This window comes from Sphaerisporangium rhizosphaerae, from assembly GCF_042665155.1.
In the GTDB taxonomy this organism is placed as follows: Bacteria; Actinomycetota; Actinomycetes; order Streptosporangiales; family Streptosporangiaceae; genus Sphaerisporangium; species Sphaerisporangium rhizosphaerae.
Genome location: NZ_JBHTCG010000084.1, coordinates 1 through 1,681 on the forward strand (window position 1 = coordinate 1; position 1,681 = coordinate 1,681).

Annotated in this window: 1 protein-coding gene and 2 pseudogenes; all 3 read left to right on the top strand. The window is 71.0% G+C overall.

Annotated features, from left to right (window positions below; all coding sequences use genetic code 11):
• Positions 1-302, top strand: a pseudogene (locus ACFQSB_RS40140) (sugar ABC transporter substrate-binding protein); the annotation flags it as partial.
• A complete protein-coding gene (locus ACFQSB_RS40145; protein ID WP_380832597.1) occupies positions 299-1,471 on the top strand; it encodes a Gfo/Idh/MocA family protein in 1,173 nt (390 codons plus the stop codon). The pseudogene ACFQSB_RS40140 and the gene ACFQSB_RS40145, both read left to right, overlap by 4 nt.
• Positions 1,468-1,681: pseudogene (locus ACFQSB_RS40150) on the top strand (sugar phosphate isomerase/epimerase); the annotation flags it as partial. The gene ACFQSB_RS40145 and the pseudogene ACFQSB_RS40150, both read left to right, overlap by 4 nt.

The following is a 1,681-nucleotide window of genomic DNA, read 5'->3' on the forward strand; positions in this document are numbered from 1 at the left end:
AGGGCATCGGTGTGCTGGCGGCGGTGAAGGAGGCCGGGCGCGACGAGTTCTTCATGGTCGGTGGCGCGGGGTCGGCGAACGCGATGCGCGACATCGCGGCCGACTCTGGTGTGCTGAAGGCGACGGTGACCTACAGCCCGACGATGGCGGCTTCGGCGATCAAGCTGGCGCGGCTCATCGCCCAGGGCAAGGGTCTGAGCGACCTGGTCGAGCAGCAGGTGCCGCAGTCGGTCACGCTGACGTCGGAGACCATCACCAAGGACAACGCGCAGACGTATCTGCCGCTCGGATTCGAGTCATGAGGCCTGTCGCCGGGGTCGGCATGATCGGCTACGCGTTCATGGGCCGCACCCACTCGCAGGCCTGGCGCAGCGTGGACGCGTTCTTCGACCTGCCGCTCGAACCCGCGATGGTCGCGCTGGCCGGCAGGTCCGCCGAGGCGACCGCGCAGGCCGCGGCGAAGCTCGGCTGGGCCCACGCGGAGACCGACTGGAAGCGCCTCATCGCCCGCGATGACGTGCGGATCGTCGACATCTGCACGCCCGGCGACAGCCACGCCGAGATCGCCATCGCGGCGCTGGAGGCGGGCAAGCACGTCATCTGCGAGAAGCCGCTGGCCAACACCGTCGCCGAGGCCGAGGCCATGGCCGCCGCCGCCCGCGCCGCGGCCGGGCGGGGAGTGCGCGCGATGGTGGCCTTCAACTACCGTCGCGTGCCCGCCGTCGCGCTGGCCCGCCAGTGGGTCGCCGAGGGCCGCATCGGCGCCGTCCGCCACGTGCGGGCGCAGTACCTGCAGGACTGGATCGTCGACCCGGAGTTCCCGCTGGTGTGGCGGCTGCGCAAGGACAAGGCGGGGTCGGGCGCGCTGGGCGACATCGGCGCGCACATCGTGGACACCGCCGAGTTCGTCACCGGCGAGCGGCTCACCGGGGTGTCGGCGCTCACCGAGACCTTCGTCAAGGAACGCCCCCTGGCCGAGGAGTCGGCCGGGCTCTCGGCCGCGGGCGGCGCGGGCAGGGGCGAGGTCACCGTCGACGACGCCGCGCTGTTCACCGCCCGGCTCAGCGGCGGCGGGCTGGCCTCCTTCGAGGCGACCCGTTTCGCCAGCGGGCGCAAGAACGCGATGCGCATCGAGGTGAACGGGGAGCTCGGGAGCCTGGCCTTCGACTTCGAGTCGATGAACGAGCTGTGGTTCCACGACCACACGCTTGCGGCGGAGGAGGCGGGGTTCCGGCGGGTGCTGGTCACCGAGTCCGGGCATCCGTACGCGGGCGCCTGGTGGCCGCCGGGGCACGGGCTCGGCTACGAGCACACCTTCACCCACCAGGTGAAGGACTTCATCGAGGCGATCGCGACCGGCGCCACCCCCGAGCCGTCATTCGACGACGGTCTGCGGGTACAGCGGGTGCTGGCCGCCGTCGAGCGGAGCGCGGCTGACGACAGCCGCTTCACGACCGTGGAGGGATCATGACCAGGCCGATCACGTTGTTCACCGGCCAGTGGGCCGATCTGCCGTTCGAGGAGGTGTGCCGTCTGGCCGGGGAGTGGGGGTATGACGGCCTGGAGATCGCGTGCTGGGGGGATCATTTCGAGGTCGACAAGGCGCTGGCGGATGACTCCTACATTCCGCGCAAGCTGGAGGTGCTGGACAAGCACGGGCTGAAGGTGTGGACGATCTCCA